This is a genomic window from Azospirillum sp. UENF 312511 (assembly GCF_058780635.1).
In genome coordinates, this window is the sequence record NZ_JBSNCG010000003.1 from 2,591,578 (window position 1) to 2,617,663 (window position 26,086).

The 26,086-nt window shown below is 68.7% G+C and carries 28 protein-coding genes; 15 read left to right on the forward strand and 13 right to left on the reverse strand.

Translation table 11 applies throughout. The annotated features are described in order from the left end of the window. Window positions 1-10 precede the first annotated feature (10 nt). Window positions 11-994 (reverse strand): SDR family NAD(P)-dependent oxidoreductase, encoded by a 984-nt coding sequence (locus ACWPN7_RS23710; protein ID WP_459196485.1) that lies wholly within the window; start codon window positions 992-994, stop codon window positions 11-13. Window positions 995-1,181: 187 nt separating this feature from the next. Here ACWPN7_RS23710 and ACWPN7_RS23715 point away from each other — a divergent pair, with 187 nt between their 5' ends. From ACWPN7_RS23715 to ACWPN7_RS23730, 4 genes are all read left to right on the forward strand, one after another. Continuing rightward, the gene (locus tag ACWPN7_RS23715; protein WP_014240524.1) at window positions 1,182-1,520 is read left to right on the forward strand and encodes a hypothetical protein; all 339 of its coding nucleotides are present in this window, start codon (window positions 1,182-1,184) and stop codon (window positions 1,518-1,520) included. 15 nt (window positions 1,521-1,535) lie between these two features. Further along, window positions 1,536-3,503: an asparagine synthase (glutamine-hydrolyzing) gene (gene asnB, locus ACWPN7_RS23720; protein WP_459196486.1), complete on the forward strand. Its 1,968-nt coding sequence runs from the start codon at window positions 1,536-1,538 to the stop codon at window positions 3,501-3,503. Beyond that, window positions 3,500-3,661, forward strand: a complete 162-nt coding sequence (locus ACWPN7_RS23725) for a hypothetical protein (protein WP_160174798.1) — start codon at window positions 3,500-3,502, stop codon at window positions 3,659-3,661. The genes asnB and ACWPN7_RS23725 overlap by 4 nt, the downstream gene beginning before the upstream one ends. Before the next feature lie 92 nt (window positions 3,662-3,753). Next, window positions 3,754-4,683, forward strand: coding sequence for a DMT family transporter (locus tag ACWPN7_RS23730; RefSeq protein ID WP_459196487.1), 930 nt, complete (start codon window positions 3,754-3,756; stop codon window positions 4,681-4,683). Here the strand turns inward: ACWPN7_RS23730 and ACWPN7_RS23735 are convergent. Further along, on the reverse strand, window positions 4,652-5,131 hold the full coding sequence (locus ACWPN7_RS23735; RefSeq protein ID WP_459196488.1) for a GNAT family N-acetyltransferase: 480 nt from the start codon (window positions 5,129-5,131) through the stop codon (window positions 4,652-4,654). The two genes, ACWPN7_RS23730 and ACWPN7_RS23735, sit on opposite strands and share 32 nt — an antisense overlap. Before the next feature lie 232 nt (window positions 5,132-5,363). Here ACWPN7_RS23735 and murA point away from each other — a divergent pair, with 232 nt between their 5' ends. From murA to ACWPN7_RS23755, 4 genes are all read left to right on the forward strand, one after another. Beyond that, complete coding sequence (murA, locus tag ACWPN7_RS23740) at window positions 5,364-6,668, forward strand: UDP-N-acetylglucosamine 1-carboxyvinyltransferase (protein WP_014240528.1); 1,305 nt, start codon at window positions 5,364-5,366, stop codon at window positions 6,666-6,668. A gap of 44 nt (window positions 6,669-6,712) precedes the next feature. Further along, window positions 6,713-7,177, forward strand: coding sequence for a DUF2948 family protein (locus ACWPN7_RS23745; RefSeq protein ID WP_201043443.1), 465 nt, complete (start codon window positions 6,713-6,715; stop codon window positions 7,175-7,177). 13 nt (window positions 7,178-7,190) lie between these two features. After that, window positions 7,191-7,610, forward strand: a complete 420-nt coding sequence (locus tag ACWPN7_RS23750; RefSeq protein ID WP_459196489.1) for an OsmC family protein — start codon at window positions 7,191-7,193, stop codon at window positions 7,608-7,610. A gap of 95 nt (window positions 7,611-7,705) precedes the next feature. After that, window positions 7,706-8,737, forward strand: coding sequence for an SDR family oxidoreductase (locus ACWPN7_RS23755; RefSeq protein WP_201043441.1), 1,032 nt, complete (start codon window positions 7,706-7,708; stop codon window positions 8,735-8,737). 21 nt (window positions 8,738-8,758) lie between these two features. Here the strand turns inward: ACWPN7_RS23755 and sugE are convergent, their stop codons facing one another. The 5 genes from sugE to ACWPN7_RS23780 all read right to left on the reverse strand — a co-directional run bounded on the left by sugE (window position 8,759) and on the right by ACWPN7_RS23780 (window position 11,671). Beyond that, window positions 8,759-9,076, reverse strand: a complete 318-nt coding sequence (sugE, locus tag ACWPN7_RS23760; RefSeq protein ID WP_014240532.1) for a quaternary ammonium compound efflux SMR transporter SugE — start codon at window positions 9,074-9,076, stop codon at window positions 8,759-8,761. A 139-nt stretch (window positions 9,077-9,215) separates the two neighbouring features. Beyond that, window positions 9,216-9,389, reverse strand: coding sequence for a hypothetical protein (locus ACWPN7_RS23765; protein ID WP_160174799.1), 174 nt, complete (start codon window positions 9,387-9,389; stop codon window positions 9,216-9,218). 83 nt (window positions 9,390-9,472) lie between these two features. Then, window positions 9,473-10,018 carry a hypothetical protein gene (locus ACWPN7_RS23770; RefSeq protein WP_149648579.1) on the reverse strand — a complete coding sequence of 182 codons (546 nt, stop codon included), beginning with the start codon at window positions 10,016-10,018 and terminating at the stop codon, window positions 9,473-9,475. Next, a complete protein-coding gene (locus ACWPN7_RS23775) occupies window positions 10,015-10,587 on the reverse strand; it encodes a hypothetical protein (protein WP_038527264.1) in 573 nt (190 codons plus the stop codon). Before ACWPN7_RS23775 ends, ACWPN7_RS23770 begins: the two co-directional genes overlap by 4 nt. 19 nt (window positions 10,588-10,606) lie before the next feature. Continuing rightward, window positions 10,607-11,671, reverse strand: a complete 1,065-nt coding sequence (locus tag ACWPN7_RS23780) for a hypothetical protein (protein WP_459196490.1) — start codon at window positions 11,669-11,671, stop codon at window positions 10,607-10,609. A gap of 295 nt (window positions 11,672-11,966) precedes the next feature. On the opposite strand from ACWPN7_RS23780, the gene ACWPN7_RS23785 reads away from it, so the two are divergent. The 4 genes from ACWPN7_RS23785 (at window position 11,967) to ACWPN7_RS23800 (ending at window position 15,936) form a co-directional block, all read left to right on the forward strand. Continuing rightward, the gene (locus ACWPN7_RS23785; RefSeq protein WP_149648581.1) at window positions 11,967-13,742 is read left to right on the forward strand and encodes an ATP-binding response regulator; all 1,776 of its coding nucleotides are present in this window, start codon (window positions 11,967-11,969) and stop codon (window positions 13,740-13,742) included. Window positions 13,743-13,913: 171 nt separating this feature from the next. Continuing rightward, window positions 13,914-14,465 carry a SiaB family protein kinase gene (locus ACWPN7_RS23790; protein WP_137103153.1) on the forward strand — a complete coding sequence of 184 codons (552 nt, stop codon included), beginning with the start codon at window positions 13,914-13,916 and terminating at the stop codon, window positions 14,463-14,465. Between the two features lie 26 nt (window positions 14,466-14,491). Then, the gene (locus ACWPN7_RS23795; protein WP_103039061.1) at window positions 14,492-14,890 is read left to right on the forward strand and encodes a DUF1987 domain-containing protein; all 399 of its coding nucleotides are present in this window, start codon (window positions 14,492-14,494) and stop codon (window positions 14,888-14,890) included. After that, window positions 14,887-15,936: a sensor histidine kinase gene (locus ACWPN7_RS23800; protein ID WP_459196491.1), complete on the forward strand. Its 1,050-nt coding sequence runs from the start codon at window positions 14,887-14,889 to the stop codon at window positions 15,934-15,936. Before ACWPN7_RS23795 ends, ACWPN7_RS23800 begins: the two co-directional genes overlap by 4 nt. Window positions 15,937-15,958: 22 nt before the next feature. Here ACWPN7_RS23800 and ACWPN7_RS23805 read toward each other — a convergent pair whose 3' ends face one another. From ACWPN7_RS23805 to ACWPN7_RS23830, 6 genes are all read right to left on the reverse strand, one after another. Then, window positions 15,959-16,690, reverse strand: coding sequence for a response regulator transcription factor (locus ACWPN7_RS23805; protein ID WP_038527276.1), 732 nt, complete (start codon window positions 16,688-16,690; stop codon window positions 15,959-15,961). Between the two features lie 137 nt (window positions 16,691-16,827). Continuing rightward, window positions 16,828-18,402 (reverse strand): SpoIIE family protein phosphatase, encoded by a 1,575-nt coding sequence (locus ACWPN7_RS23810; RefSeq protein WP_459196492.1) that lies wholly within the window; start codon window positions 18,400-18,402, stop codon window positions 16,828-16,830. Further along, window positions 18,399-19,211 carry a substrate-binding periplasmic protein gene (locus ACWPN7_RS23815; protein WP_451992285.1) on the reverse strand — a complete coding sequence of 271 codons (813 nt, stop codon included), beginning with the start codon at window positions 19,209-19,211 and terminating at the stop codon, window positions 18,399-18,401. Before ACWPN7_RS23815 ends, ACWPN7_RS23810 begins: the two co-directional genes overlap by 4 nt. Window positions 19,212-19,322: 111 nt before the next feature. Continuing rightward, window positions 19,323-21,101, reverse strand: a complete 1,779-nt coding sequence (ftsH, locus tag ACWPN7_RS23820) for an ATP-dependent zinc metalloprotease FtsH (RefSeq protein ID WP_038527284.1) — start codon at window positions 21,099-21,101, stop codon at window positions 19,323-19,325. Window positions 21,102-21,238: 137 nt separating this feature from the next. Next, window positions 21,239-22,201, reverse strand: coding sequence for a DnaJ C-terminal domain-containing protein (locus tag ACWPN7_RS23825; protein ID WP_459196493.1), 963 nt, complete (start codon window positions 22,199-22,201; stop codon window positions 21,239-21,241). A 48-nt stretch (window positions 22,202-22,249) separates the two neighbouring features. Next, entirely contained in the window at window positions 22,250-22,705 is a 456-nt protein-coding gene (locus tag ACWPN7_RS23830) for an RT0821/Lpp0805 family surface protein (RefSeq protein ID WP_035674078.1), read from the reverse strand. A gap of 181 nt (window positions 22,706-22,886) precedes the next feature. Here ACWPN7_RS23830 and pdxH point away from each other — a divergent pair, with 181 nt between their 5' ends. The 3 genes from pdxH (at window position 22,887) to ACWPN7_RS23845 (ending at window position 26,052) form a co-directional block, all read left to right on the forward strand. Then, on the forward strand, window positions 22,887-23,498 hold the full coding sequence (gene pdxH, locus ACWPN7_RS23835; protein WP_038527292.1) for a pyridoxamine 5'-phosphate oxidase: 612 nt from the start codon (window positions 22,887-22,889) through the stop codon (window positions 23,496-23,498). Between the two features lie 34 nt (window positions 23,499-23,532). Beyond that, complete coding sequence (locus ACWPN7_RS23840; protein ID WP_492273461.1) at window positions 23,533-24,498, forward strand: cation diffusion facilitator family transporter; 966 nt, start codon at window positions 23,533-23,535, stop codon at window positions 24,496-24,498. Window positions 24,499-24,660: 162 nt separating this feature from the next. Next, on the forward strand, window positions 24,661-26,052 hold the full coding sequence (locus ACWPN7_RS23845; RefSeq protein WP_456522181.1) for a methyl-accepting chemotaxis protein: 1,392 nt from the start codon (window positions 24,661-24,663) through the stop codon (window positions 26,050-26,052). The last annotated feature ends 34 nt before the right edge of the window (window positions 26,053-26,086 follow it).

Below are 26,086 nucleotides of genomic sequence, written 5' to 3' on the forward strand. Positions count from 1 at the left end.
ACGGCGGAGCTCAGGCGAGGCCGTGGTAGCCCTTGTACCACGCGACGAAGCGGGGCAGGCCGGTCTCGATGGATGTGGTCGGCTCATAGCCGAGGTCGCGGCGGCTGACCTCGATGTCGGCGGAGGTTTCCGGCACGTCTCCGGCCTGGATAGGCTCCATGTTCATGTTGGCCTTGCGCCCCAGCGACTCTTCGATGATGCCGATGAAGCGCATCAGATCCTCGGTCCGGTTGTTGCCGAGGTTGTAGACGGCGTGCGGCGCGCCATTGGCGTCGGGGGCCGCCGGACGGTCGAGCGCCGCCAGCACCCCCGCCGCAATGTCGTCCACATAGGTGAAGTCGCGCTTCATCCGCCCCTCGTTGAAGACGCGGATCGGACGGCCCGCCATGATCGCGTCGGCGAACAGATAGGCGGCCATGTCCGGGCGGCCCCACGGGCCGTAGACGGTGAAGAAGCGCAGGCCGGTCGCCGGGACCTTGTAGAGATGGCAGTAGGCGTAGGTCATCATCTCCGCCGCCTTCTTCGTCGCGGCGTAGATCGACATGGGGGAGTCGACGCGGTCCTCCACCGAGAAGGGCATTTTCTTGTTGGCGCCATAGACGGAGGAGGTGGAGGCGTAGACGAAATGCTTCAGCTTCGGCATGCGCCGCGCCGCTTCCAGCATCGCCACCTGCCCGGTGACGTTGGCGTCCACATAGGCGTAGGGATTCTCCAGCGAGTAGCGCACCCCGGCCTGGGCGGCCAGATGCACCACGCCGGTCACCTCCGCGAAGTCGGGGGCCAGCGCCTCGATGGCGCTGCGGTCGGACACGTCGGCCTTGATGAAGCGGAAGCCGGGACGGGCTGCGAGGCGGGCCAGCCGCGCCTCCTTCAGCGCCACGGAATAGTAGTCGTTGAGGTTGTCGATCCCCAACACCGTCTCGCCGCGGTCCAGAAGGGCCGCGGCGACGTGCGAACCGATGAAGCCGGCCGCGCCGGTGACCACGATCGTCATATCCACCATCCTTGACGGGCCTGCGCCGGCCAGACGCTTGCTTCGAACGTAACGCGCGTCAACAGCCCGTTTTATGCCCGACCCGGGGACCGGACGCCAGTCCGCAAAAATCCTCCACCGCTTGACAGCCGCCGGGCGCACCCGATCTACTGCCGCAACCTTAATCACGTTGCCGAGCCGGACATCCATGCCGCCGAAGAAGAATCCCGCGAACCTCAACCCGCTGCAGCTCAAGACGCTGACCCTCCTTCAGGAACTCGCCCGTCTGGAGCAGAAGCCGGTCGAGGGCGAGGAGGGGGCCTTCCAGGTCACCAACCTGCCGCACGCCCATGGCAACCACTTCCATCTGGGCAGCGCGGTCGTCGCCTCCCGTGACGCCACCGGCCTGACCAACGAGGCCGTCTGGACCATCCTCGAGCGCAAAGGCATGCTGCGCCGCGATGCCGGTTACGGCGTCGTGACCGCCGAGGGCATGGCCTACGAGACGGGCCTGCGCGACAGCATCCTGCACCGCTCCGACCACTAAACGAGGGCACGCGCCGTGTGCGGCATCTGCGGCTTTCTGGCCGGCCCGGGCTCCGCCTCCGGGCTTGAGGCCACAGCACGGCGCATGGCCGACACCATCGCCCACCGCGGCCCCGACGGGGACGGCGTGTGGGCGGACGGGGAGGCCGGGATCGCGCTCGGCCACCGGCGGCTCGCCATCGTGGATCTGTCGCCGCTGGGCCGCCAGCCGATGGAATCGACGGACGGGCGCTGGATCATCGTCTACAACGGCGAAATCTACAATTTCCAGGACCTGCGGGCGGAACTCGAAGCCGCCGGTCACCAATTCCGCGGCCATTCGGACACCGAGGTGCTGCTGGAGGGCTGCGCCGCCTGGGGCGTCGAGCGCACCGTGCGGCGGCTGGTCGGCATCTTCGCCTTTGCCCTGTGGGACCGCCGCGAGCGCACGCTCTTTCTGGTGCGCGATCATCTGGGGGTGAAGCCGCTCTACTGGGCGCGGATGGGCGGGGCTCTGCTGTTCGGCTCCCAGCCCAAGGCGCTGCGCGCCCATCCGGCCTTCGCGGCGGAGATCGACCGCGACGCGCTGTCCGCCTATCTGCGTTTCAGCTACGTCCCGGCGCCGCACAGCATCTACCAGGGCGTCCACAAGCTGGAGCCGGGCAGCATCCTGACCGTCCGTCCGGGGCGCGAACCCGAGCGCACCGTCTATTGGGACGCCGGCGGCGCGGCGCGGGCCGGCATCGCCGACCGGCTGTCGCTGTCCGACGCCGAGGCGACGGACGCGCTGGAATCGCTGCTCAAGGACGCGGTCGGGCGGCAGATGATGGCCGACGTGCCGCTGGGCGCCTTCCTGTCCGGCGGGATCGACAGCTCCACCGTCGTCGCTCTGATGCAGGCGCAGAGCGCGCGGCCGGTGCGCACATTCACCATCGGTTTTGGAGAGGACGGCTACGACGAGGCGGTGCACGCCCGCGCGGTCGCCGCTCATCTCGGCACCGAGCACACCGAGCTTCGGGTGGAGGCCAGCCACGCGCTGGAGGTCATCCCCAAGCTGGCCGACTGGTACGACGAGCCCTTCGCCGACAGCTCGCAGATTCCGACGCTGCTGGTGTCGGAAATGACCCGGCGCTCCGTCACCGTGGCCCTCTCCGGCGACGGCGGGGACGAGTTGTTCGCCGGCTACAACCGCTATCTGACGGCGCCCGCCTTGTGGCGGCGCATGGCGTCGCTGCCCGCCGGGCTGCGCCGTGGCGCCGCCGGGCTGATCCGCGCCGTCCGGCCCGCCGGCTGGGACGCGCTGGCCGGACTGATCCCCGAGGGGCGGCGCCCGCGCCAGACCGGCGACAAGCTGCACAAGCTGGCCGGCGTGCTGGACGCCGCCGGGCCGGACGCCATCTACCGCCGTCTGGTCAGCCAGTGGCCGGACCCCGACGCACTGGTCCGCGGCGGGCGGGAGCCGCATGGTCCGGCCTGGGACGATGGGCTGGCGGCGGGCATCCCCGATTTCGTCGAGCGCATGCAGCATCTCGACAGCGTCACCTATCTGCCGGACGACATCCTGGCGAAGGTGGACCGCGCCAGCATGGGCGTGTCGCTGGAGGCGCGCGTGCCGCTGCTCGACCACCGGGTGGTGGAATTCGCTTGGCGCGTGCCGCAAGCGCAGAAGCTGCGCGACGGCAAGGGCAAGTGGCTGCTGCGCCAAGTGCTCTACCGCCATGTCCCACCAGCCCTGGTGGAGCGGCCCAAAGCCGGCTTTGCCATTCCCTTGGACGGCTGGCTGCGCGGCCCGCTGCGCGACTGGGCGGAGGATTTGCTGGACGAGGGACGCTTGCGCCGGGAGGGCTTCTTCGATCCCGCGCCGATCCGCGCCTGCTGGACGGAGCATCTGGCGGGAACCCGCAACAACCAGCACCGGCTCTGGAACGTGCTGATGTTCCAGGACTGGAACCGCCGCTGGGGCAGCGCCGCCGCCCCGGCCCCGCTTGCCGCGAGCGCCGCATGACGACCGACGAGACGACCAAGACACCCGCCGCCCCGCCCCCCGCCGTTTCGCCGAAAAAGGACGACAAGCAGGACCGGCTCGCCGCCCGTCTGCGCGAGAACCTGCGCAAGCGCAAGGAGCAGGCGCGCGGGCGGGAGAAGGACGGCCAGCCGGGCTGACAGTCATTGACCGATGACGCATTTGCCGCATCGGTCCGGAGCCAGTCGCACGGTATCGTTGCCGCCGATCCGGAACGGGGCAGGGCGGGGCCATGGTGGTTGACTCGGCGCGGGCGCGCCTGTGGGGCTATGGCTGCATCGTCGCCTCCGCCCTGCTGTTCGGCGTGGCCGGGACGGCGGCCAAGATGATGTTCGTCGCCTCCATGCCGCCGTTGGTGATGATCGCGGTGCGCGCCATGGTGTCCGCCGCTGTGCTGGCCCTGATCATGCTGGCGCTCGGCCGGCCGATCCGGGTGCGGCGGGTGGACCTGCCGTTCCTGGGGGAACTGGCGGTCTGGCTGACTCTGGTCAACCTGACCTTCTTTTACGCCATCGCTCTGACCAACGTGGCGCTGGCGCTGATGCTGGAATACACCGCCCCCATGCTGATCGTGGCCGCCGGGCTGCTGCTCGGCACCCACCGGATGAACCGGGCGGTGGCGTTGATCCTGGCGGGCAACGCCGCCGGCTGCTTCCTGCTGGTCGGCGCCTACGATCCGGCCCTGTGGTCGGGCAACGCGCTGGGGGCGGCGGTGGGCATGCTCTGCGCCGTGTGCTTCGCCGCTTACAACGTCCGTTGCGCCCACGGCCACCGGCGGGGGCTGGACAGCTGGTCGATGACCTTCTGGCCCTTCTTCCTGTCGGCGCTGTTCTGGCTGCTCGCCACTCCCGCCATTGATTACGCGGCGGTCGAGGTCACCTGGGAGACGGTGGGCTTCGTGCTGTTCATCGGCGTGTTCGGCACGGTGGCGCCCTACTGGCTCTATCTGGAAGGGCTGAAGACCATCGAACCGTTCCCGGCGACGGTGATCGGCATGCTCGATCCCGTCTTCGCCGGGTTGACGGCCTTCCTGCTGCTGGGCGAAACCTTCGAACTGCCCCAACTCGCCGGGATGGTGGTGGTCTGCGCGGTGATCGTCTTCCTGAAGCGCAACGAATCCGCCGTGCAGGCTATTCCCCGTCCCGCCGCAGAGCCTTCCTGAGCCAGATCTGCGTGTGCCCCGGCGGGTAGCCCTCCATCTCCGCCCACACCTCGTAGCCCTGCTTGCGGTAGAAGCCCGGCGCCTGGAAATCGTAGGTGTAGAGGCGCGACCAGCGGCAGCCGCGTTTCACCGCCTCCACCTCCGCGGCGGCCAGCAGCCGGGCGCCGAGCCCGCCGCCGCGCCGGCTGTCATGGACCCACAGATAGTCCACATACAGCCAGTCCCAGTTGGTGTAGCCGGTCAGCCCGGCCATCAGCGCCCCGTCGGCGTCGCGGACGGTCGCCAAAACGTCCTTCAGGTCGTAGGGGGCGGTGAAACGCTCGTTGAAGGCGCGCAGTTCGCCGTGGATCTGCTTCACCTCGTCCGGGTCGAGCCGCCCGGAGAGGGAGAGGGTCAGTCCGGCCATCAACTCGTCCCGGGCACTGTGCCGGGCGCTGTCCTGTGTCACGCGGTCCGTCCTTTCAATTGCGGCGGGAGAAGGGCTTCCATGAGAAAAAGCCTCAATTCCTTCCCTTGAGCGCGCCCGCATGCTCCGCTACAACGCCTGACAAATTCAATCCCCGTAAGACCCGAGAAGTCCGCCGACGATGGGCGTGCCGTCGGACCCTCGGACCCGCAAGATGGCCTAATCCGCCGGGCTTCGGCCTTTTCGACAGCATCTGACCGGACAAGACAGCTTCATGGACAAGATCCGCATCCGCGGCGGCAAGCCCCTTCACGGGTCGATCACGGTCGGCGGCGCCAAGAACGCGGCGCTGCCCCTGATGACCGCGGCGCTCCTCACCGACGGGACGCTGACGCTCACCAACCTGCCGATCCTCGCGGACATCAACACGCTGTGCAACCTGCTGCTCCAGCACGGCGTCGCGATCCACATGGCCGGGGCGGGCGGGGATTGCGCCGGCCGCGTGGTGGAGTTCACCGCGCGCGACATCACCAACACCACGGCCCCCTACGACCTCGTCCGCAAGATGCGGGCGAGCGTCCTGGTGCTCGGCCCGCTGCTCGCCCGCTGCGGCGAGGCCAAGGTGTCGCTGCCCGGCGGCTGCGCCATCGGCGCCCGCCCGGTGGACCTGCACATCAAGGGCCTGGAGGCCATGGGGGCGGACATCCGCATCGAGGGCGGCTACATCGTCGCCAAGGCGCCGCAGGGCGGCCTGCGCGGTGCCGAGTATGTCTTCCCCAAGGTGTCGGTGGGCGCCACCGAGAACCTGCTGATGGCCGCCACGCTGGCCCGCGGCACCACGGTGCTGGTCAACGCCGCCCGCGAGCCGGAGGTCACCGACCTCGCCGAATGCCTCGTCAAGATGGGCGCCAAGATCACCGGCATCGGCACCGACCGGCTGACCATCGTCGGCGTCGACCGGCTGAACGGCGCCCGCCACATGGTGGTGCCGGACCGCATCGAGACCGGCACCTACGCCATGGCGGCGGCGATGACCGGCGGCACGCTGGACATCCTGAACACCCGCATGGACCTGATCAAGGCGGCGGTGACCGCCCTGGTGCCCGCGGGCGTGGAGTTCACCGAGATCGAGACCAATGGCCAGACGGGGATTCGCGTCTCCCGCGCCAACGGCGAACTGGTCGGCGTGGACGTGATGACCGAGCCCTATCCCGGCTTCCCCACCGACCTTCAGGCCCAGATGATGGCCCTGATGTGCACGGCCAGGGGTGCAGGCATGATCACCGAGACCATATTTGAGAATCGGTTCATGCACGCGCCCGAGCTGACCCGCATGGGAGCCCGCATCACGGTGCACGGTTCCTCCGCCCTCGTCCGGGGTGTGGAGCGTTTGACCGGCGCGCCCGTTATGGCGACGGATCTCCGCGCCTCGGTGTCGCTGGTCCTGGCCGGTCTTGCGGCGGAAGGGGAGACGACGGTCAACCGCGTCTATCACCTCGACCGCGGCTACGAGCGGCTGGAGGACAAGCTGGCGGCCTGCGGCGCGGACATCGAACGCATCCGGGCGGAGGACGACTGACGGCGTCCTGCGCCCGTTCAGCCGTCCACAGCGAAGGGAAGCTCATGACCGCCATGCCGATCCGCCTGCGCGCACAGGATGCCGAGGATCTGAAAGTCGTCTCCGCCTGTCTGCAGGACGCCATCCTGCCGATCGGCGACATGTGCTTCCTGCCCGAAGAGGCGCGCTTCGTGCTGGTGGCCAACCGCTTCAAGTGGGAGACCGCGGGCAAGCGGCGCCCCGGCCCGACCGCCGACGACGACCACCTGAACCCCTTCGAGCGCGTCAATTGCGGCGTGCGGATCGAAGGGGTGACGGCGGTCAAGCTCCGCGGCCTCGACGTGAAGGACCGCGCGCAGATCCTGGAACTGCTCTCCGTCGAGGCGGCCGACGGCGCCCTGGTCCTGAATTTCGCCGGCGGCGCCTGCATCCGGCTGGAAAGCCCGTCCTGGACCTGCTTCGTGGAGGATCTGGGCGAGCCCTGGCCGACCGGCTGCAAGCCGTGCCATCCATTGGAAGACGAACAATAATCGGGAGACCGCCATGAAGGCGCGGGTGAAGTGGGTTGATGGTCGGATGTTCGTCGGCGAGTCCGGCAGCGGCCACGCCGTGGTCATGGACGGCGCGCCGGAGGCGGGCGGGCGCAACCTCGGCATCCGTCCCATGGAAATGCTGCTGATCGGCATGGGCGGCTGCACCGGCTTCGACGTTGTGATGATCCTGGAGAAGAGCCGTCAGGCCATCACCGACTGCGTGGCCGAGATCGAGGCCGAGCGGGCCGAGACCGATCCCAAGGTCTTCACCAGGATACACGTCCATTTCGTGGTGACCGGGTGCGGTTTGGACCCGGCGAAGGTCGAGCGTGCCATCGCCCTGTCGGCGGAGAAATACTGCTCCGCCTCCATCATGCTCGGCGCTACCGCTGCGATCACCCACGATTTCGAGATTGTCGAGGCGCCGTAAGCGCAACGGCGGCGGAACTGTGGTGGCGGAACCGGCGGGCTCCGGGTGGGTTGGGACAGCGTCGATGCCGTCCCAGCCCATGGAGCCCCGCCGCCATGCCCACCAATCCTGTAGCCAGCCGGAACCGGCCCGTCGTCGTCGTCACCGGAGCGTCCGCCGGGGTCGGGCGGGCGACGGCGCTTGCCTTCGCGCGGGAATGGGGTGCGGCGGTCGGGCTGATCGCCCGCTCCCGCGAGGCGCTGGAGGAGGTGGCGGCGGAGGTCGAGCGGCTCGGCGGCGCGGCGCTGGTGCTGCCCGCCGACGTCGCCGACGCCGAGGCGGTGGAGGCCGCCGCCGGGCAGGCGGAACGCACGCTCGGTTCCATCGACGTCTGGGTCAACAACGCTATGGTGACGGTGTTCGGGCGCATCCGCGACCTGACGCCCGAGGAAGTCAGGCGGGTGACCGAGGTGACCTATCTCGGCTCCGTCCACGGCACGATGGCGGCGCTGCGCCGCATGCTGCCGCGTGACCGCGGCCTCATCCTGCAGGTCGGGTCGGCACTGGCCTACCGCTCCATCCCGCTCCAGGCGGCCTATTGCGGGGCCAAGAGCGCCATCCGCGGCTTCATCGACAGCCTGCGCTCCGAACTGATCCACGACGGCAGCCGCCTGCGGGTGACCATGGTCCATCTGCCGGCGGTCAACACGCCGCAGTTCGACTGGGCGCGCAGCCACATGACGCGCCGGGCGAAGCCGGTTGGCGCCATTTTCGACCCGGACGACATCGGCCGCGCCATCGTCCGGGCCGCGGCGGACCCCAAGCGGGAGCACTGGCTGGGCTTCACCACCGCCGAGGCGATCCTTGGAACGCAGGCGCTGCCCGCCTACGCCGATTACCGGGTGGCCTTCACCGCCTTCGAAGGGCAGGAGACGGAAGAAACGGAGACGCCGAACCGGCCCGACAATCTGTTCGAGCCGGTTCCAGGCCTGCACCGCACGCACGGGCGCTTCACCGGCCAGGAGGAGCGCCTGTCGCTGAGCACCACAGGAACCGCGGCGCGTGGCTTCGCCTTTCTCGCCGGCCTCGCGGTGGTCGGGGGGCTCGGCTACGCCGCGCGCGCGGCCCTGCGGAAGGAGCGCGCCTGACAGTGGGGCAGGTAAGGCGGGTCAGGGCGTGATGAGCTTCAGCCCGAGGATGCCCGCCACGATCAGCGCGATGCAGCCGAGCCGCAGGATGTCGGCGGATTCCCCGTAAAGCAAAATTCCCAGGATGACGGTGCCGACCGTTCCGATGCCGGTCCACACGGCGTAGGCGGTGCCGAGCGGCAGCGACTTCAGCGCCATGCCCAGCAGGGCGAGGCTGATGACCATCGAGGCGACGGTCAGGGCGGTGGGAATGGGGCGGGTGAAGCCCTCCGTCTGCTTCAGGCCGACGGCCCAGCCGATTTCGAAGAGGCCGGCGAAGAACAGGATGACCCAGGACACGGAACACCTCCGATGGATTGGAGGCAGGGTCGTCCCCGCCGAACTCCCCACGCCCGAAACGGGTGTGCCGTGGTGAGGTCGTCCTCACGGGAGGGCGACCGGGATATAGGGATGCGGGCGGTCCGGTCAAGCCCCGTGGTCAAGCGCCGTCCCAGCGATGGCCGCTGTCGGTTTCGCACAGCATGGCGACCTCGCGGCGGGGACAGCGGCGGTCGTCCAGCGGCAGGACCGTGAAGCCGGGCGTGGGGCGCTCGCGGGTGGCCGGCTGCGACGGTGAAGGAGACTGGGGGTGCGTTGCGGTGCGGCGGGTCATGGCGGTCACCAGGGTGGGAGGGTCGTTCGCTCCACTCTAACCATGGTGTCCTCCCCGCGCTGTGGCGGGCCTCACAAGGCGTGTCAGGCCCGCTTGCGCTCTGTCGCATCCTTGGACAGGAACAGGCGGCAGGTCAGGACCGGCCCGATCTCGTAGCCGTTGACGCGCGGGAAGCGCTGGGCGACGCGGTCCAGCGCCTCCTTCTGGTTGGCGGCGACGACCAGATAGGCCCGCCCGTCGCGCCAGGAGGCGGCCATGGCGCCGCTGGTGTAGAGCGCGTCGGGGGCGCGGCGCACCGTCACCTCCCAGATGGTTCCGGGCCGGGCCTCCAGCCGGTCGAAGACGTGGAAGAGCTCCATCGGCGCCCGCTGGGCCGCGTCGAGCTGCCGTTCCAGAACCTCGGCCTGCCGCTTGGCCTCGGCCAGAGACTCCTCCAGGCCACCCAGCGTACCGCGCGTCGTCTCCAGCGTCTTCCGGGCCTCCTGGACGCGCTGCTCCATGGTCCGGATGTCCTTTTCGGCGGAGACGATCTCGTCGCGCGCCGCGCGGACACGGCGCTCGCCCATCCGGTTCACCAGGACGCTGGCCGCCAGCAGCAGCAGCGACGCGTAAAGGATGATCGCCGTCATGGGGAAACCGGCCGCGCGCCTTCGTTGGTCCCGCTTCCGGCCGGGATAAGCGGGATCGTTTCCGGCCGCGAGGCCAGGACCCCGTTGCGCGTGCTGAAGGCACGCTGGAGCATCGCCGCGGCGGCGTCCGGCGTGTCGGCCCAGACACGGGCGATGTTCCGGCGATCCCAGATCGCCCGCGCGAACAGCATGCGCCGGGGGTCGAGCCGGGCGAAATCCGGGACGGTGCGCAACTCGCTCTCGTAGCGCTGGGCGCCGCTCTGCGCGTCGCCGATCTCATGCACCAGGGCGATCTTGGACGCTTTCACCGACGCGATCAGGCCGGTCAGGCGCCCGCGCTCGGCGGTCAGACGGTCGAGAGCCTCCTGCCTTGCGGCGCTCTCGGCCTGGGCGATCTCGATGCCGCGGCCGAGGGCGGCGAGGTCGGCGGACTGGGCTTCCAGCTTCCGTCGCACCAGCGCCTTGCGGCTGCCGGTGGCGGTCAGGCGCGAGGCCTCGTAGACCACGGAAATGCCGAGCGCGCCCACGCACAGAACCAGCACGGCGAGGGCGAAGGTGTCCAAATTCATCGCATCACCATCCGAACCATCAGCGCCCGCCCGGTGTGCCGGTGATGTTCATCGCCCCGGACAGGGGGTGCTCCGGCCGTCTGGCGTGCGCGGGAGACGGGAAATCGCCGGAGCGCCTTGCGGCTTCGTATAGGTCGCGCAGACCGCGGTCGAGACCGCGTGTCGAAATGCCGCCATGCATGGGGAAATCCGTGACGCCGCTGTCCGTGTCCTCGGTGTGCGCCGTCAGCCAAGCCGCGGCGGCATCCACCAGCGGCAGGGGCAAAAGCGCGCGAAGCGCCGCGCCGAGCAGCGGGTCGCGGCGGGTGTAGAGACCGGCCACCGCGAACAGGGCCATCGCTTCGGGCGGGACGCTGTCGTTGGCCAGCGCGCCGCGCACGCAGGCCAGCAGCTCGTCGATCTCCATGTCCGGCGCCCGCCCGCCCAGCGCCCGCCATCCGTCGCACAGGCGCAGCGCGGCGGCCAGCGTGTCGACGTCCGTGCCGTCCAGGGCGCGGAGCGCCACGACACCCCCGGGAATCGCCAGGGTGCTGGCGGCGCGCATGCGGTGGGTGTTGGCCTCCTCCAGGAACAGGGCGAGCGCGGCGGGGTCGGTGCGCAGCGCGTCCAGGACGGCCAGCGAGCGCTCGCGCAGGACTTCCGCCCAATCCACCATCTCGGGGGAGGCGAGCACCCGGTCCAAAGCGCCGTCGACCAGCCGGTTCTCCAGGCGGTTCTGCACGGTGGCCGGCAGGTCGTCCATCCGCCGCGACAGGGCCGGCCACCAGCCGGCGGTGTCGAGGACGCGGATGCAGCCGGGCAGCGGGTCCGGGACCGACAGCAGGGCCGGATCGCGCAGCATCACCGGCTCCAGCCAACGCGCCCACAGGCGGCGCGTGTGCGCCTGCCGCCGGCTGGACAGCAAGCCGAGAAGCATGGCGCGTACCGGCAGCCCGGCCGGTCGCTCCGTGGTCGGCGACACACCGGGACGGCGGTCGAAGCATGACAGGAACCGGCGGAACGCCGCGTACCGGCCGGTGGGCGCGCCGTTCGGGCCCGAACTGTCCAGAGGCATGGCGTCCAGGGTCGTGCCGATTGGGGTCATGCCGTCCAGATCCCTGCCATTGGAATCCTCATTTTGGAGGTCTCCGACATTGAGGTCCATGTCCATACGCGGGCAAGCTCCCTCGTTTTCGGAGAGTATAAAAGAGTACGGTAATACTTGGGTATTCATCAAAGGGCAGAATCGGCCCAAATTCGTGCTAGGTGTCTCTAATGCATGGCGTTTTGTGACAATTTGCTACAGCCCTGGACGGGTGGGCTTAGGTCTCGTACCGCTTTGGTGCCTTCCTTGTCCGTCGATGCGGAACCATTTGGGTAGGTCATGCGTGGAGGAGAGCATGGGCCAGGATATGGACGAAGGTCTGGACGACGAACCGTTGTTCGGACCCGACGACGGCTTCGCCGACGACTCCACGGCCAACGCCCGGCCGGCGGACCCGTGGCCCGTGCTGGTGGTCGACGACGATCCCCAGGTCCATACCATGACCGAGGTGCTGCTGCGCGATTTCGAGTTCGAAGACCGCCCGTTCGAAGTGGTCAGCGCCCTGTCCGCCGCCGCCGCGCGGTCGCTGCTGCTGACCCGTCCGGACATCCCGGTGGCGCTGCTCGACGTGGTGATGGAGACGGACGACGCCGGCCTGCGTCTGGTCCGCTTCATCCGTGAGGACCTGAACAACCACCGCATGCGCATCATCCTGCGCACCGGCCAGCCGGGACAGGCGCCGGAGCGCGACGTGGTCGTCGCCTACGACATCAACGATTACAAGGCCAAGAGCGAACTCACCGCCCAGCGTCTGTTCACCACGCTGGTCAGCGGCCTGCGGGCGTGGCGCGACATCGTGACCATTGAGCGGCACCGCCAGGGGCTGGAGCGCATCCTCGCCGCCTCGGCTCCGCTGTTCGAAACCCGCTCCATGCGCACGCTGGTGGAAGAGCTGGTGGACCAGCTCAGCAAGGTCGTGGACAACAGCGGCGGCGCCGTTCTGGCCTGCCGCTTGGTGGACCGCGGCGACGGCAAGACGCGGGCCACCGTGGTCGCCGGCTCCGGCCGTTTCGCGCGGTTCGTCGGGCGGCCCGCGTCCGACACGCTGGAGCCCGACCTGACCGCCCAGGTGATCGGCGCCTTCGAGACGCAGCAGAGCAATTTCGGGTCGGCCCGCTGCATCCTCGCCTTCCGCACCCGGGAGCATGGGACGACGGTCTTCGCCCTGGAGCGGAGCGAGCCTTACCGCGAAGACGATCACCGGCTGCTGGAGCTGTTCTGCGCCCGCGTCATCATCGGCTTCGACAACGTATGCCTGTACGAGGATCTGGTGGCGCTGAACCAGTCGCTGGAACGGCGCGTCGGCGAGCGGACGGCCGAGCTGGCCGCCAACCAGGCCGCCCTGGTCGCCGCCAAGGAACGGGTGGAGCGCGCGTTGGAGGCGGAACTGGTCGCCCGCGAGCAGCAGCGCCAGTTCGTTACCATGGTCAGCCATGAATTCCGCACACCGCTGGCCATCATTGACAGCGCCGCCCAGATGCTGACGCTGCGGGCGGAGCGGGAGACGCCGGACTCGCTGGAACGGCTGCGCGTCATCCGCAGCAGCGTTCAGCGCCTGACCGGGTTGATCGATACGCATCTGACCGACGAGCGGCTTCAGGCCGGAACGCTGAAGGTGCAGCGGGCCGAGGTCGACCTCAAGACGCTCCTGCGCTCGGTGACGGAACCCTTCCGCACCGCCTACACCGGCTGCGACTTCCATCTGGACCTGGACCGGCTGCCGTCGGTGGTGATGGCCGACGGGCATCTGCTGGGCATGCTGTTCAGCAACCTGCTGAACAACGCCTTCAAATATTCGGACGGCGACTGCCGCATCACCGTGCGCGGCGAGACCGAGGGGGGCTTGGCGGTGGTCGAGGTGGCCGACCAAGGCCGCGGCATCCCGCAGCATGAATTGCCCCTGCTGTTCGAGCGTCATTACCGGGGAACCGGTTCGGCGGGCGTGCCGGGGACGGGCATCGGTCTGCACACGGTGCGGCAGATCATCCTGCTGCATGGCGGCTCGATCAGCGCCGAAAGCATGGTCGGGCAGGGCAGCGTCTTCCGCGTCCGTCTTCCCGTCAAAAGCTGAACGCGCAAGGCCGGTCCGCTGCCGCCCACCCCGGATAATCCTTCCAGCGCGGCGGACGGAAATGTAACGTGTTCATAACAAGGCCACCGCGATTGCCGGAAACCGGTCCGGAACACTCAGACGCGGCGGGCGGCCTTTTCGCACTCCAACGGAAGAACCGTGGACTCTATTATGCTCGCTCAGCAATATGCCGGGATCAAACGGGACCTTGACGAGAAAGGCATCATTTTCTCGTTCAGCGGCTACCTGTCCGAGGGAATACTGTATTCCTTGGGAGAGGCTTTGCGTGAAAAGATGACCCTGGAGGAAACCGACGGCCCCACGGTGCGCCGGGTTTTCGCCGTGTTCGTGGAGCAGATGCAGAACATCATCCGGTACTCCGCCGAAAAGGTGACCGGCGCGCGTGAGAAGCCGGTCGAGCTGAGCGCCGGGATGGTTACCATCGGCATGGAAGGCGGGAAGGTCTTCATCGTCTGCGGCAACACCGTGTACAACGCCGACGTGCCGCGCCTGCGCGACCGGCTGGAGTATCTGAAGGGCTTGGACAAGGACGCGATCAAGACCTATTACCGGGAGCAGCTGCGCGAAACCCCGGAAGAGGGCGCGCGGGGCGCCAACATCGGCCTGATCGAGATCGCGCGCCGCGCCAGCGAACCCATCGAGTATGATTTTCTCGAAATGGACGAAGGCAAAAGCTTCTTCTGTCTCAAGGCTCGGATCTGAGAGCGGCTGTGGACATCCGGACGACCATGGAATCCCTGAAAATACCCGCGACGGGCCGGACGCCCGAAGTCGATTTCGACTTCGCCCAAGGCGTGCTTCGCCTCAGCGGCGAGTCCTATCCCGACGACGTCGCAACCTTCTTCGGCCCGATCTTCGCAGCGCTCCGCGCCTTCCTCGCCGAGGCGGGCGGCCACCCCATCCGCTTCGATATGGAGCTGCTGTATTTCAACAGCTCCAGTGCGAAGGCCCTGATGAACATCTTCCAGATGCTGGAGACGGCGGCTGGTGAAGGACGCAGCATCTCGGTCACCTGGTGCTATGAGGAGAATGACGATTCCATGCAGGAGCTGGGCGAGGACTTCGCCGAGGACCTGCAGCACGTCGCCTTCACCCTGAAACAGATTCCGGCCGACGGGGCGTCATGACCTTCAACCTCTTCGCCGCTGAGGAGCAGGCCATCGAGCAGGCCCGCCTTCTGGGGGAGAGGCTGGGCGCCGCCGCGCCCGAACTGCGCGCCGACTTCGAGGCGCTGGTGGAGGCGTTCCAGCGCAGCACGCGCGAACAGCGTCGGCTGGTCCGGGTCAGCGACCGGCTGCAGGCGCAGCTCGGCTCCGCCAATCAGGAGTTGGAGCGCCGCCGGCAGGAGGCGGAAGGCGCGCTGGCCGATCTGCGCGAGGCCCAGGAGGCGATGGTCCGCGCCGAGAAGCTGGCTTCTCTGGGCGCCCTGGTGGCCGGGGTGGCGCACGAGATCAATACCCCCGTGGGCATCGCCGTGTCCTGCGCGTCGCATCTGTCCGACGCCACCGCCGGGCTGCGCCGGCGCGCCCAGTCGGGCGAATTGAGCAAGGCGGATTTTTCCCGCTATCTGGCCACGGCGACGGACACCTCGGCGCTGATCCTCACCAATTGCGAGCGGGCGGCCAAGCTGATCGCCAGCTTCAAGCAGGTGGCGGTGGACCGCGCCAGCGCCGAACGGCGGGCTGTGAATCTCAACCGCTACATCCAGGAGACGCTGGTCAGCCTGGAGCCGAAGCTCCGCCAGGGCCGGCACACCATCTCCGTGTCCTGCCCGGACGGGCTGGTGGTCGACAGCTATCCGGGGGCGCTGTCGCAGATCCTGACCAACCTCGTGATGAATTCCGTCACGCACGCCTTCGTCGACGCGCAGGGTGCGGAGGGGCAGGGCGGCGTCTTGTCGGTTACGGTGGACGAGCCGGAGCCGGGCACCGTTCGGCTGGTCTACACCGACGATGGCCGGGGCATTCCGGCGGACCATCTGCCGCGGATATTCGATCCCTTCTTCACGACGCGGCGCGGCGAGGGGGGCAGCGGGCTTGGTCTGCACATCGTACACAATCTGGCGGTCGGGGCGCTGAAGGGGACGATCGCAGTGAGCAGCGCGCCGGGGCAGGGAACCCGCTTCGTCCTGACCTTCCCGAAAATCACCCCTCCGGACGAGGCGTCCGCCTGAGCGGTCTCAAGTCACGGCGGCCTCAGGTCATACGGACGGGAGCGGAGAACACATACCCCACGCCGTGGACCGATTTGACCGGGGCGGTTTCGCCGATGGCGTTTTCCACCTTATGGCGCAGGCGCCCGACCACCGTGTCGATCGAACGGTCGTCGGGGTTCCAGCGGCGGTTGTAGAGCGCCACGGAAATCTGGTCGCGGGTTGCCGGCTGGCGGGCCTGCCCGGCCAGCAGCGAGACCAGCTTCATCTCCATGCTCGTCAGGCTGACCCGCACACCCGTCGGGCTGGTCAGCGCCCAGGCCGTTGCGTCCAGAATCCAACTGGCCTCGTCCGTCGCGGGCTGGCCGGAGGATTGCGGGGCCGGCGGGGCGGCGTTGCCGTTGCTCGTCTCCAGGCGGCGGAGCAGGGCCTTGGCCTGGGCCTCCAACTCGCGCATTTCGACGGGCTTCACCAGATAGGCGTCGGCGCCCAGCTCCAGCCCGACCACCCGATCGACGGTGGAGCCGCGGGCGGTCACCATGATGATTCCGATGGCGGGATTCTCGCGCAGCCGTGTGGCGATCTTGAACCCGTCTTCACCCGGAAGATTGACGTCCAGAACAACCAAGGACACCGGGCGCGTGGCGATCTGTTCGTCCAGTTCGCGCCCATTCTTCGCTCCGACCGCATCGAAGCCGCAACTGCGCAGGTATTCGATCATGTCACGTCGCAGAGACGCCTCGTCCTCGACGACAACGATCGTAACGGCCGCCATCCCCTCTGCTCCCCCGTTACCGGTGCTTATTGTTCATAGGGCCGGCGCGGAAACTATATGAATTCGAATCGTAGGTCGAGCGACTTCGGCCCGCGACGGCCCTCTGCTGCACTATCACGCAATCCTCGGACGGGTAGTTACGCGATTTCCCACAGGGTGTTCCGCGTCGGGGCCGCCGGGTCGCCGGCCAGCCGGACGCGGAAGCCGACCATGGTGATGTCGTCGCGCTGCGGGCGGTCGCCCTGGAAGCCGGACAGGCTGGCCTCGATGCGCTCCTTCTGCCGGTCGAGCGGCAGCGCGCTGCACTCCTCGACCACGCCGTGCAGCCGGCGCTTGCCGAAGCTCCGTCCCCGCTCCCCGCCGCACTGGTCGGTCAGGCCGTCGGTGCAGATGTAGAAGGTCTGGTCCGGCTGCAGGTCCAGGCTGTGATTGGTGAAGGCCGGGGTCGGGCCGGACGCGCGATAGCCCAGGCTGCGGCGGTCGGCGCGGATCTCGCTCAGCCCGTCCGGGCCGGCGATGGCCAGGGACAGGCGGGCACCGGCGTAGACGAGCCGCCGCTGCGCCGGCTGGACGTAGCACAGCGCGAGGTCGAGCCCGTTGTCGAAGCCGCCTTCCCAGCTTGCCGCGTCGCCGTCCTGGTGCAGGGCCGCCCGCACCTTGTCGTCCACCGTGGCGAGCAGGGCCGCGGGGTCGGCGGCGCCCATGCCGTCCACCACGTTGTTCAGCACCGCGCTGGCCGTCATCGTCATGAAGGCGCCGGGGACGCCGTGGCCCGTGCAGTCGGCCACGCCGATGAGGAAGCCGTCCTCGACCTCGCGGTAATAATAGAAGTCGCCGCTGACCACGTCGCGCGGACGCCACAGGACGAAATGCTGGGCCAGCCCGCCCTCCAGCACCTCTGGCTTCGGCAGGATCGAGGACTGGATCAGCTGGGCGTAGTTGATGCTGTCCATGATGCGGCGGTTGATGTCGGCCAGCGCCTCCGTCCGTTCCTGAACACGGGATTCCAGGGTCTGGGTGTAGTCCTGGACCGTCTCGGCCATACGGTTGAAGGTCTTGGTCAGGACCCCGATCTCGTCCTCCCGCTCGGTGGCGAGGCGGGCGCCGTAATCGCCGCGGGAGACCGCCTGGGTCGCCTGGGTCAGCCGCCGCAGCGGACGGAGCACGACGCGGTTCAGCATGACGCTGATGATGGCGATGGCGGTGACCAGGGACAGCAGAAGCAGCCCGACCACCGGCAGCAGCGCATCCAGCGTGTTGCGGTGGACCTCCTCCGTCGAATAGAGCAGACGCAGCGTCCCCACCTGCCGGGTCACCCCGTCGCGCCCCCGCAGGTCGATGACCTTTTCGATGGTGGTGGAATCGGCGGAGGTCCTGGGGTTGCCGGACACCGCCATCGGCTCGCTGTGCCCCGGCTCGAAGACGGAGACGGCGAGAATGGCCGGGTCGCGCTCGCGCAAAGAATCGATGATGTTGCGGACGGCGCGGTCGTCGATTTCCCAGATCGGGTTGGCCAGCGCGTCCGTCTGCATGGCGGCGACCAGCTGCGCCCGCTTGGTCAGCGCCGAGAACTGCTGGTGCTCCACGATGTTGGCCGACACGGCCACGGCGACCATCCCCACGGCGGCGGCGGTGACCAGGATGATGCTGCCGACGCGGGTCAGCAGCGAACGGTCGCGCCGGCCATCGGCGAGGGCGCGCAATTCGGTCACGGGGCGATTCCCTGCCGGGCCCACAGCGCCGGAAGGGCGCCGCTGCGCTCCAGCCGGTCGAGCGTGCCGTTGACCCAGTCGATGCCGACCGGGCCGTCGCGGCGGACCAGGATGGTGTGCTCGTAGATCTGGTCGGTGCGGTCGGACACCAGGAGTTGCGGCGCCATGTCGGGGTTGGCCTTCAGGAATTGCGCCAGGAAGGAGCGTGTGACGATGGCCAGCGCGGCGCGCCCGGCGGCGACGCTGCGCACGTTGCCCTCGTGCGTGACGGTCAGCCGGGTGTTGAAGCGCTTCTCCAGAACCTCCGGGTCGGCGGTCATGCCGGCGAAGGCGTAATGATAGCCGAGCCGCCCAAGGATCGTCTTGTCGTCCAGCCGGTCGAAATAGCTCTGGTCCATGCCCGGACCGGCCTTGGCGACGAACACCTCCGCGTCGCGCAGGAACACCCGCGACGCCTCCACGGGACGCCCCTTCCAGCCCCAGGCGAGGCTTTCGAAGGCGATCATGTCGAAGCGGCCCCGCTCCATGTCTTCGTAGCGCCGCTGGGGGGAGGTGCGGACCAGTTCGAATCGGAAGTCGCTCTGCTCTGCGTTCAACAGGTCGAGCAGGGCCTGCGCGACGCCGCCGCCGGACTCGGTGACATAGGGAGGAAACTCGTAGCCGCCGACCTTGACGGTCACCGGAGCGGCCGCGGACTCGGCGGGTGCGGATTCGGCGGTCGCGGCAAGACCGGACGACGGCAGGCCGCCCGCCGTCAGTCCGGCGAGCGCCAAGGCCAGTATCGTCCGGCGGGCAACCGCTTTTGCCATCCTCAGCCCCGATGCTGTTCGCACAGCCGTGCGAAAAATCTACGGCATTTTACCAATGTATGCGCGTATGCAGCAATGTTTGTCGTTGAATGTGAAAGAAGATTTTTACCATCAGGCCGCTTCGGTTTCCCGCTCCTCGGCCGCCAGCCCGCCGATCTCCTCACCGCTCAGCGTCTCGCGCTCCAGCAGGGCGGCGGTGATCCGTTCCAGCGCGGCGCGGTCGGCGGCCAGGATGCGCCGGGCGCGCTCCATCCCCTCGTCGGTGATGCGGCGGACCTCCTCGTCGATGCGCCAGGCGGTGCGTTCCGAGCGGACGACGGCGGGGTCGTTGCCGGCGTGGGCAACGTAGCCGATGGCGTCGCTCATGCCCCAGGCGGTGACCATGCGGCGGGCGAGGTCGGTGGCGGCGCGGAAATCGGCTTCGGCCCCGGTGGTGACGGCGTCCGGACCGAAGACCAGATCCTCCGCCGCCCGCCCGGCCATGGCGACGGCGATGTCGGCCAGCAGCTTGGCGCGCGACACCGACACGCGGTCGCCCTCCGGCAGCCGCACCACCATGCCCAGCGCGCGGCCGCGCGGGATGATCGTGGCCTTGTGGATGGGGTCGGCCTCCGGGCAGCGGATGGAGACCAGCGCGTGACCGGCCTCGTGATAGGCGGTCAGGCGCCGCTCGTGGCTGGAAAGGGCGAGGCTGCGCCGCTCGTTGCCCATCAGGACGCGGTCCTTCGCCGCCTCGAAATCGGCCATGCCGACGATGACGCGCCCGTTGCGCGCGGCGGACAGGGCGGCCTCGTTGGTCAGGTTGGCCAGTTCGGCGCCGGAGAAGCCGGGCGTGCCCCGCGCCACCGTGCGGACGCAGACGTCGGGGGCGAGGTGCAGCCGGCCGGTGTGGACGCCCAGGATGGCCTCGCGCCCGGCCACGTCGGGCAGCGCGACATGAATGTGGCGGTCGAAGCGGCCCGGCCGGGTCACGGCGGGGTCCAGCATCTCGGCACGGTTGGTCGCGGCGATCACCACCACCTCGCCGCCGTTCACGATGCCGTCCATCTCGACCAGGAGCTGGTTCAGGGTCTGCTCCCGCTCCGAATGGGAGTTGGATTCGCCGCGCTTGCCGGCCAGGGCGTCGACCTCGTCGATGAACAGCAGGCAGGGGGCGGCGGCCCGCGCCGTCTTGAAGACGCTGCGCACCCGCGCGGCACCCAGCCCGACGAACATCTCGACGAAGTCGGAACCGGAGACGGTGAAGAAGGGCACCCCGGCCTCGCCGGCCGCGGCCTTCGCCAGCATCGTCTTGCCGGTGCCCGGCGGGCCGACCAGCAGGATGCCCTTGGGCACGCGGGCGCCGGCCATGGCGAAGCGGCGCGGGTCGCGCAGGAACTCCACGGTTTCGCGAAGCTCGTCCTTGGCCTCGTCCACCCCGGCGACGTCGGCGAAGACGGTGCCGGTGTCGCGCGGGCGGACGCGGGTGGCGCGGCTGCCGCCGAGGAACTGACCGCCGCTGAGCAGCAGCGCGCCGATCAGCAGGCCGATCACCAGGAAGGGGGCCAGCTTCTCCAGAACGGAAACGGTGCCGGAGACCAGCCCGCCGGCCTCCTCCTCGAAGGCGATGGCGATCTTCCGCCCGCGCAGTTCCTTCAGCAGGTCATCGGTGACCGGAACGACGGCGCGCAGCCGCTGGCCGTCCGGCGTGACGGCGTGCGCCCCGTCACCGCGGAAGGTGACCGACGCGATGTCCCCCCGTTCGGCCGCCGCCACCAAGTCGCTGTAGGTCGCGACCTCCTCGGCGCCGTCGCGTGCGTAGTCGGTCCAGGCCGCGAAGGCGAACCAGCCAAGCAGAAGCGCAGCAACAGCGGCGGCGGCGGTCAGGTACTTTTTCGGGATCGGCGGCATGGCGTCCTACGAAGGCGGTGAAAACCGTTTCCGGCACATCACCATCATTGATGAAGGCGCCACCGCCCCGCATCAACCGCATTCGGTCCAGGACTTTTCTTTGACCCAGAAGTAAGGAGAGGGTTAACGGCCCGGATTCACTCCAGGCCGGCCTTCTTGCGCACGTCGTAACTGCGCGTCCGCGACCATTCCTCCATGAACTTGACCAGCTCCGCGTCGGGCGGGTCGGGGAGGACGACCTTCAGCTTCACATACTGGTCGCCGGCCTGCTTGGTCGCCTGGTTCATCACGCCCTTGCCGCGCAGCCGCAGGGTGGAGCCGGTGTTGGCCCCCGGCTGGATCTTCAGCGCGACCGGACCGCTGACGGTCGGCACGCGGATGGTGGCGCCGAGAACGGCTTCGTTCAGGGTGATCGGCACCTCGACATGGATGTCGGAGCCCTGGCGGGTGAAGAAGGGGTGCGCCTCGACATGGACCTCGACGATGGCGTCGCCGGCCCCGAAGCCGCCGGCGCCGGGAAGCCCCTGGCCCTTCAGCCGCAGCTTCGCCTGATCCTCCGTCCCCGGGGGAACGGCGACGTCGATGCTCTTGCCGTTGGACAGGCTGATGCGCCGCTTGGTGCCCTGCGCCGCCTCGACGAAGGGCACGGAGACCGAATAGTTGATGTCGCTGCCGCGCGACCGCGAACCGCCGCCGGCAGCCCCGCCCGCGGCGCCGCCACCGGGCCCGCCGCGCTTGCGCCCGCCGCCGAACAGGTCGGAGAACCAGTCCTCGCCGCCGAAGAAGGAATCGTCTCCGCCGCCGCCGCCGGCCCCGCTGTAGGCGCGGCTGCGCCCGGCGTTGGCGCGGGAGCGGCCGCCGAAGCCATGGTGCCGCTCCTGGCCCGAGGCGTCGATCTCGCCGCGGTCGAAGCGGGCGCGCTTGTCGGAATCGGACAGCAGCGTGTAGGCCGCCGAGATTTCCTTGAAGCGCTCCTCGTTCGCGGCGTTGCCGGGCTTCAGGTCGGGGTGGAACTCCTTGGCGAGCTTGCGGTACGCCTTCTTGATGTCGTCGGCGCTCGCGGAGCGGGTGAGGCCGAGGATTTGATAAGGGTCACGCATGCTTTCCACGGACAGAGTTATTCCACCCCGAAGCCCGGGGATACGGCATTACGAATTGGCGACAATCTTCCACGTACCGTCGGCCTGTTTGCAAGCGGTTCCGTAGGCCAATTCGGTCTGGCTCTTTGTGGTTACCGTTTGGTGGAACTCCCGGCAATACTGACCGGCGTTGTTGTAGCCCTCACGCGTCGTGGTCAGGGAGCCGTAATGGCCCGTCGCCGGGTTGGTCCAGCCGATCTTGTCGCCGACCGGGGCTGCGTAGGCGCGCTTGGCCGCGGTCTCGGCGGCCGCCGCGTCCGACGGCTGGATCGCCGCGCCGCCGATGAAGGCGCCCAGCAGCGGGCCGGTGCCCGAGGACGCGACCTTGCCCGAGGCGTTGCCATAGGTCGACGAGATCCGGCCGCCGACGGTTTCCGCGTTCTTGGTGGCCTCCTGGGAGGTGCTGACGCAACCCGCAAGCAGGGCGATCGCCATCGCCGCCGGGACGAGCTTCTTCACGAACATCGATGCTGCCTCGAAAGGTTGGGAGCCGGCATGCCTTGCTTCTGGCGCACCGGTGGACACTCATATATGCGAGGCTATCCTATCTGTGAATTGGGCATATTTGTGAACTGGGAAGACGCCGGGAACGGCGCCGAAACCTGACGTTGAAACTTTGGGCCTACGGCCGCGCGACGAGGGGACAATGAGCGAATCCAACGACCGGGACCCGTACGCCCTGTTTCAGGACTGGATGGACGAGGCCACCCGCAGCGAGATCAACGATCCCAACGCCATGGCGCTCGCCACGGCCGACGCGCAGGGAGCGCCGTCGCTGCGCATGGTGCTTCTGAAGGGCATCGATCCGCGCGGATTCGTCTTCTACACCAACACGGAGAGCCGCAAGGGCGAGCAGCTTCTGGCCAACGCCAACGCCGCCCTGTGCTTCCACTGGAAGACGCTGAAGCGTCAGGTCCGCGTCGAGGGCGCGGTGGAGCAGGTGTCCGACGCCGAGGCCGACGCCTATTTCGAAAGCCGCCCGCGGGAAAGCCGCATCGGTGCCTGGGCGTCGCAGCAGTCGCGCCCGCTGGAGGGCCGCTGGGAGCTGGAGAAGCGGGTCGCCCAGTTCGCTGCCAAGTTCGGCCTGGGCGCGGTTCCCCGGCCGCCGCACTGGACCGGCTTCCGCATCCTGCCGCGGCGAATCGAGTTCTGGCAGGACCGCCCCTTCCGCCTGCACGAGCGGATTCTGTACCTGCGCGAAGGCGACCCGGCGGCGCAGGAGCCGGCGCGCTGGACGACGGAGCGTCTTTTCCCGTAAAGGACCGGTGCCGTCATCACATGAGAAGGCGCTCATGAACGAATCGCGTTCGCACCGGCTGCGCCGTTACGCCACCTACGCCAGCGTGTCGGTGTCTCTCACGCTGATCCTGGCGAAGCTGGCGGCCTATCTGGCGACCGACTCGGTCAGCATCCTGTCGTCGCTGATCGATTCCAGCACCGACATGATGGCCTCGGTGGTGACGCTGCTGGGGGTGCGGACGGCGTTGCGCCCGCCGGACGAGGCGCACCGCTTCGGCCACGGCAAGGCGGAGGCGCTGGCCGCGCTCGCCCAGGCCGCCTTCATCGGCGGTTCCGCGCTGTTCCTGACCATCGAGGCGGTGCGCCGCCTCATCACCCCGCAGCCGGTGGGCGAGGGGGCGGTGGGCATCGCCGTGATGCTGCTGTCGATCCTGCTGACCGCCGGCCTGATCACCTTCCAGCGCCATGTGGTGACGGCCACCGGCTCGGTCGCTGTGGGGGCGGACCGGCTGCATTATTCCGGCGACCTGCTGATGAACGCGGCGGTCATCCTGGCGATCCTGCTGACCGGATGGACGGGCATCAGCGCCTTCGATCCGCTGTTCGGTCTGGGCATCGCCGCCTTCCTGCTCTACGGCGCCCGCAAGGTCGCCAGGGAGGCGCTGAACGTCCTGATGGACCGCGAACTGCCAGCGGAGGAGCGGGAGCGCATCGCGGTGCTGGTGATGGCGCAACCGGACGTCGCGGGGATGCACGATCTGCGCACCCGCAGTTCCGACGTCGGCGCCTTCATCGAACTGCACCTGGAACTCGACCCCTCGCTGTCGGTCGCCAGGGCGCACGACATCACCGACCGGGTGGAGAACCGCCTGAAGGACGCCTTTCCCGGCGCCGAGGTCCTGATCCACCAGGAACCCGCCGGTCTTCAGGACGACCGGTTGGACCATCGCATCGCCGATGGCCAGGGCGCTCCTGGTCAAGGCGCCCCGGGCCAGGGCGTAGAGGGCAGTGCCGGCTGACGCTTTCTCCGCCTTCGGTTGCGATCGGGTTACCGGCGCGCAATAATTGGGCACATTGCCCTTTAGAATGACCCTTCCTCCGTTGCGCAATTGTAAGGGTTCGGTAATAATTGCATTGGATTTTAGCGCTCTGCGCATTCTTGTGAAACGGATGGCGGAAAAATGGACAGTGCGTTCGGCGGCCGCTCTCATTTGATCGCGGACATTGCCACCGAAGCGGGCAATCTCGGCATCGAGATCGCGGACATCGCGGGCCATGTGGAGGAGGTCAACGGCCGCCTCGGCCATCAGGCCAACGTCTTCGCGCAGTTGCGCGGCACCGGGAACAAGATGTCGGAGAGCACGCAGCGCATCTCCGCCGCCGCGACCGTGGCGCGTTCCGTGACCGAGCAGGCCCGGCAGGAGGTCGAGTCCTCGCACGACCGGGTGCAGCGGTCGATGAACGACATCCACGCCCTCGTCGCCGCGGTGGGGGGCATCGAAGGCCAGATCGCCGGTCTTCAGGAGGCGCTCGACCGCGTGGGCCGGGTCGCCAAGGAAATCTTCGTCATCGCCAAGCAGACCAACCTGCTGGCGCTCAACGCGACCATCGAGGCGGCCCGCGCCGGCGAGGCCGGGCGCGGCTTCGCCGTGGTGGCGAACGAGGTGAAGGCCCTGTCCAAGAAGACCAGCGAGGCGACGACGGAGATCGACGCCACGCTGAAATACCTCAACGACCAGGCGCAGCGCCTGATGGCCGAAAGCGCGGCCAGCGCCGGCAAGGCCCGCGCGGTGAGCGAGGGCACCACCGCCATCGGCGCCGTCATCGAGACCGTCGGCCGCGCCATGTCGGAACTGAACGGCGAGACCGACAAGATCGACGCGGCCTCCTCCGAGATCGGCGCCAACTGCGACGAGCTGCAGCACGAGATCGACGACCTCGCGGTTGGCGTGCAGCTGTCCAGCGACAATCTGGCCCAGGCGCGCGACCGCGTGAACACGCTGGTCGGCATGAGCGAGCGGCTGATCGGCATCACCGCCGAGCTGGACGTGGAGACCGTGGACACCCCCTTCATCCGCATGGTCACCGACGCCGCGTCGCGCATCTCCGCGGACTTCGAGGATGCGATGGCGCGCGGCGAGGTGCGCGAGGGCGACCTGTTCGACAGCAACTACCAGCCCATTTCCGGCTCCAACCCGCAGCAGCACATGACCCGCTTCACGGAGTTCTGCGACCGCGTGCTGCCGAAGGTCCTCGATTCGCTGCTGGGGCAGAGCGAACGCATCGTCTTCTGCGTGGCGGTCGATTCGAACGGCTACCTGCCGACCCACAACCGGAAGTTCAGCCAACCCCAGGGGACCGACCCCACCTGGAACGCGGCCAATTGCCGCAATCGGCGCATCTTCAACGACCGGGTCGGCTTGGCCGCGGGGCGCAGCACGAAGCCGTTCCTGCTCCAGACCTACCGGCGCGACATGGGGGGCGGCAAATACGCCCTGATGAAAGACGTCTCCGCGCCGATCACCGTGCGCGGGCGTCATTGGGGCGGCCTGCGTCTGGCCTACAAGGTCTGAACGGTCACAGGCCCGCCGTCCGGGGATGCGCCGT

Bases quoted from the DNA above. Each gene is read 5' to 3' on its own strand.
- pdxH (WP_038527292.1), top strand. From the start codon at position 22,887: ATGAGCGAATCCAACGACCGGGACCCGTACGCCCTGTTTCAGGACTGG.
- murA (WP_014240528.1), top strand. From the start codon at position 5,364: ATGGACAAGATCCGCATCCGCGGCGGCAAGCCCCTTCACGGGTCGATC.
- ACWPN7_RS23805 (WP_038527276.1), bottom strand. From the start codon at position 16,690: ATGGCGGCCGTTACGATCGTTGTCGTCGAGGACGAGGCGTCTCTGCGA.
- ACWPN7_RS23830 (WP_035674078.1), bottom strand. From the start codon at position 22,705: ATGTTCGTGAAGAAGCTCGTCCCGGCGGCGATGGCGATCGCCCTGCTT.
- ACWPN7_RS23750 (WP_459196489.1), top strand. From the start codon at position 7,191: ATGAAGGCGCGGGTGAAGTGGGTTGATGGTCGGATGTTCGTCGGCGAG.
- ACWPN7_RS23775 (WP_038527264.1), bottom strand. From the start codon at position 10,587: ATGAATTTGGACACCTTCGCCCTCGCCGTGCTGGTTCTGTGCGTGGGC.
- ACWPN7_RS23710 (WP_459196485.1), bottom strand. From the start codon at position 994: ATGACGATCGTGGTCACCGGCGCGGCCGGCTTCATCGGTTCGCACGTC.
- ACWPN7_RS23765 (WP_160174799.1), bottom strand. From the start codon at position 9,389: ATGACCCGCCGCACCGCAACGCACCCCCAGTCTCCTTCACCGTCGCAG.
- ACWPN7_RS23795 (WP_103039061.1), top strand. From the start codon at position 14,492: ATGGAATCCCTGAAAATACCCGCGACGGGCCGGACGCCCGAAGTCGAT.
- ACWPN7_RS23745 (WP_201043443.1), top strand. From the start codon at position 6,713: ATGACCGCCATGCCGATCCGCCTGCGCGCACAGGATGCCGAGGATCTG.
- ACWPN7_RS23780 (WP_459196490.1), bottom strand. From the start codon at position 11,671: ATGACCCCAATCGGCACGACCCTGGACGCCATGCCTCTGGACAGTTCG.
- ACWPN7_RS23770 (WP_149648579.1), bottom strand. From the start codon at position 10,018: ATGACGGCGATCATCCTTTACGCGTCGCTGCTGCTGCTGGCGGCCAGC.
- ACWPN7_RS23715 (WP_014240524.1), top strand. From the start codon at position 1,182: ATGCCGCCGAAGAAGAATCCCGCGAACCTCAACCCGCTGCAGCTCAAG.
- ACWPN7_RS23840 (WP_492273461.1), top strand. From the start codon at position 23,533: ATGAACGAATCGCGTTCGCACCGGCTGCGCCGTTACGCCACCTACGCC.
- ACWPN7_RS23755 (WP_201043441.1), top strand. From the start codon at position 7,706: ATGCCCACCAATCCTGTAGCCAGCCGGAACCGGCCCGTCGTCGTCGTC.
- ACWPN7_RS23730 (WP_459196487.1), top strand. From the start codon at position 3,754: ATGGTGGTTGACTCGGCGCGGGCGCGCCTGTGGGGCTATGGCTGCATC.
- ACWPN7_RS23800 (WP_459196491.1), top strand. From the start codon at position 14,887: ATGACCTTCAACCTCTTCGCCGCTGAGGAGCAGGCCATCGAGCAGGCC.
- ftsH (WP_038527284.1), bottom strand. From the start codon at position 21,101: ATGCCGCCGATCCCGAAAAAGTACCTGACCGCCGCCGCCGCTGTTGCT.
- ACWPN7_RS23725 (WP_160174798.1), top strand. From the start codon at position 3,500: ATGACGACCGACGAGACGACCAAGACACCCGCCGCCCCGCCCCCCGCC.
- ACWPN7_RS23815 (WP_451992285.1), bottom strand. From the start codon at position 19,211: ATGGCAAAAGCGGTTGCCCGCCGGACGATACTGGCCTTGGCGCTCGCC.
- ACWPN7_RS23825 (WP_459196493.1), bottom strand. From the start codon at position 22,201: ATGCGTGACCCTTATCAAATCCTCGGCCTCACCCGCTCCGCGAGCGCC.
- ACWPN7_RS23790 (WP_137103153.1), top strand. From the start codon at position 13,914: ATGCTCGCTCAGCAATATGCCGGGATCAAACGGGACCTTGACGAGAAA.
- ACWPN7_RS23785 (WP_149648581.1), top strand. From the start codon at position 11,967: ATGGGCCAGGATATGGACGAAGGTCTGGACGACGAACCGTTGTTCGGA.
- ACWPN7_RS23845 (WP_456522181.1), top strand. From the start codon at position 24,661: ATGGACAGTGCGTTCGGCGGCCGCTCTCATTTGATCGCGGACATTGCC.